Origin of the sequence: Pseudanabaena sp. 'Roaring Creek', from assembly GCF_001402795.1 — a bacterium.
Taxonomy (GTDB): domain Bacteria; phylum Cyanobacteriota; class Cyanobacteriia; order Pseudanabaenales; family Pseudanabaenaceae; genus Pseudanabaena.
The window spans coordinates 1-4,008 of the sequence record NZ_LIRE01000149.1 but is presented as its reverse complement, the minus strand read 5'-3'; the positions used below and the strand labels follow the sequence as shown (position 1 = coordinate 4,008).

General features: G+C 42.5%; 3 protein-coding genes. 1 reads left to right on the top strand and 2 read right to left on the bottom strand.

Annotated features, from left to right (window positions below):
• Nucleotides 1-88 precede the first annotated feature (88 nt).
• A complete protein-coding gene (locus AC805_RS04685) occupies nt 89-829 on the bottom strand; it encodes a DNA alkylation repair protein (protein WP_055074337.1) in 741 nt (246 codons plus the stop codon).
• Nucleotides 830-896: 67 nt separating this feature from the next.
• Here AC805_RS04685 and AC805_RS04680 point away from each other — a divergent pair, with 67 nt between their 5' ends.
• The gene (locus AC805_RS04680) at nt 897-1,769 is read left to right on the top strand and encodes a hypothetical protein (protein ID WP_055074336.1); all 873 of its coding nucleotides are present in this window, start codon (nt 897-899) and stop codon (nt 1,767-1,769) included.
• Nucleotides 1,770-1,826: 57 nt separating this feature from the next.
• Here AC805_RS04680 and AC805_RS04675 read toward each other — a convergent pair whose 3' ends face one another.
• Entirely contained in the window at nt 1,827-3,821 is a 1,995-nt protein-coding gene (locus AC805_RS04675; RefSeq protein ID WP_055074335.1) for an AarF/ABC1/UbiB kinase family protein, read from the bottom strand.
• Between the last annotated feature and the right edge of the window lie 187 nt (nt 3,822-4,008).

Here is a 4,008-nt window from a genome sequence, read left to right as displayed (position 1 = left end):
TATAGATAATTCAAATAAAAACTACAGCTTCGACTTCGCTCAGCTAGCTTACACCGAGGGCTGAGCGAAGTCGAAGCCCGTCTACAAGTTATTTAAAACGACTATATTTGGATAGATAGGCTTTTCGTTTGGACTCATCAAAATGCTCGATCGCATAACGCAGCATCGTACGCGGCATTTGTTGATAATGGGTATCTAGGAAATCCACTAACACTTGACGCTCCTGTTTGCCGACTTCACGCAGCATCCAACCGACAGCTTTATGGATGAGATCGTGGGAATGATGTAAGAGAATGATGGCAATCTCAAGGGTATCCGTAAATTGTTCGTGCTTGATAAATTCCAGGGTGGATACAATGGCGATTCTCTGTTCCCAAAGGTTGGGCGATCGGGCTAGTTTGTGGAGAATCATGTGGTCTTGGTGTAGTAAATGCACGCCTAGAATTTGGCGACAGGAAACATCTACTAAGTCCCAATTGTTAATCCATTGTGTGTGATTGAGATAGAAGTTAAAAATTTCTGTTCTACCAGTTGCATCAGCCTTTGGGAATTGATAGTTAAGGATTAATAAAGCTGTAAGTCGATATTCATGAATATCGGTTTGTAATAATTCCTCTAAGTCTTCAAGGCTAAGGTGGGTATACCTTTTGGCAATTTTTCTTTGCTCTGGAACTGTAATACCCAAAAAGCGATCGCCTTCGCCATATTCACCCTTCCCAGTTTTAAAAAATCGCGCAAGAGCGATCGCTTTAGCGGGATTAGCAAGTGCATCTAGATCGCCCTTTAAATTTCTCTTTAAATTTCTCTTTAAATCGTCGTATGCTAACATGTTTTTTAGGGTGTATTTCGTTTATGTTAACCCTTGTTCGCCCTAGCCAGATGATAGGAAAAATCAAATGCTAAGCGCACCCGTGGGATATAAAACCCAATCGATCGATACATCGATTGATGCGGAATTGTATTTGTTTAATCGTTTGAAAGCGCTAACTGTAATTCAAAAAGCCGAAAAAGTTAGTAATTGGACAAAAGGTTGTTGGGAGCTTTGTTTGATTGGGATTCAACAAAGGCATCCAAGTTTAAGCTTGCAAAAATTACGCTACGAATTTGTCAGAGCTACTCTAAAATCAAATTTTCCCAATACTATTTATCAAATTATTTCTGAATGCGCTCAAACAATTATGCTTACCGATCCGATCTCGCTTGCGCTTGATATAGCAGAAATTTTTAATAGCTTAGATATTCCCTATTTAGTTGGTGGATCGGTTGCAAGCACGTTGATGGGAGAGCCGCGAGCTACAGAAGATGTAGATGTAGTGATTGATTTAACTATGGAAAAAGTCATCCTATTATTGCAATCTATTCAGCCAAGATTCTATGTTTCTGAAGATGCGGTTAAAGATGCGGTTAGATTCAAGCGATCGTTTAACTTAATCGATAATGAATCACTAGGAAAAGTCGATGTTTTTGTGCTTAAAGAGCGTCCTTTCCCCCAAATTGAATTTCAACGTCGGCAATCGTACCTAGTTCGACAAAATCCCGACCGAATGCTAGTATTACCAACTCCTGAAGATATTATCTTGCAAAAATTAGTTTGGTATCGGATGACTAAAAATGAGTCGCAGAGACAATGGCGTGATGTTTTAGGGGTGCTGAAATTGCAAGGTGATCGCCTAGATTTTGATTATTTGCAAACATGGGCTGACGAACTCAGTCTCAGCGATTTACTAGAGACAGCCTGTTTAGAATCGGGGATTGAGCTTTTCTTCTGAGCAACAGAGAACATAAAAGGATGGGCGACGCAAAGCGTCGCCCATCCTTTTTAGATTTTACCAACTACGTCCATTGACCGATCGCCGTAAGCCTGAAGAAGTACCAGAAGAACTGCCAGAAGAAGCACCAGAACCGACTAATTCGCGTTCTTCGACCAGAGGCGTTTTATGGGAAATATTGATGGAATCCTGATGCTTATCATATTGATATTTTCTTTCGTCGCGAAGTAACATTTCCCTGACCGCACGCACTAGCGATCGCTGAGCCAATTTAGAAATCACATCCCGTCCCAAGGTCAGGGTTTGACGCTTACTGAGAATCCTTGTGGCTAAGGGCAAAATTTCCGTCGGAGAGATGGCATTGTCTTTCTGAAGGATCGACCATAACCTAGCGATATAGCCCAAACTGGATGGAGTATCGGTCTTTGCGATCGTTGCTTTGACTTGCGGATCGGCAACGATATCACCGATGAGGGAACTGCGCAGTCTTTCGGGCAGGCGTTTGCTTGTCTCAACTTCAATACCCCTAACGATCTCATCGATGATGCGATCATGCATAAATTCACTGCGATCGGAAAGTAAGAAGTCAATTCCTTTGTCCAGAGTTCCACTCAAATCATAGTCGGGGTTAGTTTGAGCATTACTCAATAGATTCTCTAAACGATTCCAACGGAATTCCCCATCGCGGAATAGCAAATCCTTAAGAGCCATTCTGAGTTCGGGCGCAGAGTCATTTAATAAACGATTGGCAACATAGGGATACGCAACAGCTAAAACCTTGAAATTAGGATCGACGCTAAAGGCAATTCCCTCTAAAGTAACTAGCGATCGAATAATCAATGCGTAGTACGCTGGAACTTGAAAGGGATAGTCATACATGATCTGGGAAAGCTGATCGGTCATGTCTTTAAAATCCATTTGCGTCAAGCTCTGACCCTCAGGAGGATTAAAGACTTCAGATAGGGCGGGAACGATCGCCGTAAAATCAATATCCTCGGTCAAAAAGCCCAAACGCACGTAGTCCTTAGAAAGTGCGGCAAAATCACGGTTGACTAGATGGACGATCGCTTCAATGAGTCCAAATCTTTGTTCTGCGGAAACTTCGCTCATCATGCCAAAGTCAAGGTAGGCAAGTTTGCCATCGCCCATGACTAGTAAGTTACCAGGGTGGGGATCGGCATGAAAATAGCCATAGTCAAGCAACTGGCGTAAAGAACATTGCACACCAACTTCAATAATGTGACGGCTATTAAACCCTAGTTCTTTGACTTTTTCGACATTGGTGAGCTTGATGCCTTCGATCCATTCCATCGTCAATACTCGCTTAGCGGTGTATTGCCAATAGATTTTAGGAACATAAATCCCTTCAAGCTCTCCGTAGAATTTGGCAAATTTTTCTGCGTTTTGACCTTCAAAGGTATAGTCCATTTCTTCAAAAATGCGGCTGGCAAATTCATCAAGAATTGCTGCTAAATTGGTACGCACAAATTTGAAGGTCTTTTTTAACCATGTGGCAATACCGCGCAGAATGTACATATCAAGCGCGATGCCAGAAGCAATGTCGGGACGTTGTACCTTGATCGCCACGAGTTCGCCTGTTTTGAGCTTGCCTTTATAAACCTGTCCGAGGGATGCCGCTGCGATTGGATTATCGGAAATCTCTGCATATACGTCCAAGGGATCGGCTCCTAGGGCATCGCGAATGAACTGAAAAGCAATTTCATTCGGAAATGGGGGCAATTGGTCTTGGAGTTCTGCAAGCTCGTCCATGAATATGGGCGGGACGATATCAGGGCGAGTGGACAGGGCTTGACCGATTTTGATAAAAGCAGGCCCCAGACGAGTTAATAATTTACGCGATTCGATCGCTAGTTTTTTTAATTCAGTTGTAGAGGATTTAGCACTGAAGCGAAGCCTCAGAAATAACCAGATGAGGGGCACAAAAATCACTATGCATCGCCACCAGACCCGCAAAGGTTGATTGCGGTAATAATTTGCGATCGCATTGATATCGTAGCGATCTAACTCAAAGTCTGTTTTGGTTGCGGACATAGGATTTTAGGTAGGATTTTAGGAGGCTCATCTATAAGCTAAGTCTATAGATTATTTTAACAATTTGTTACAAGATTCGGGATAGGTCTCTAGGCTTAAGTTTGCAATTAGCGCAGTATAGCTATAGATAGCTATAGTCAGTAATGTTAGGACAAAAATCAAACCCAATAGAGAGTTGCGGCGCTTC

What these genes read in the sequence shown, in the direction of transcription:
- AC805_RS04685 (WP_055074337.1), bottom strand. Translation starts at nt 829, where the DNA reads ATGTTAGCATACGACGATTTAAAGAGAAATTTAAAGAGAAATTTAAAG.
- AC805_RS04680 (WP_055074336.1), top strand. Translation starts at nt 897, where the DNA reads ATGCTAAGCGCACCCGTGGGATATAAAACCCAATCGATCGATACATCG.
- AC805_RS04675 (WP_055074335.1), bottom strand. Translation starts at nt 3,821, where the DNA reads ATGTCCGCAACCAAAACAGACTTTGAGTTAGATCGCTACGATATCAAT.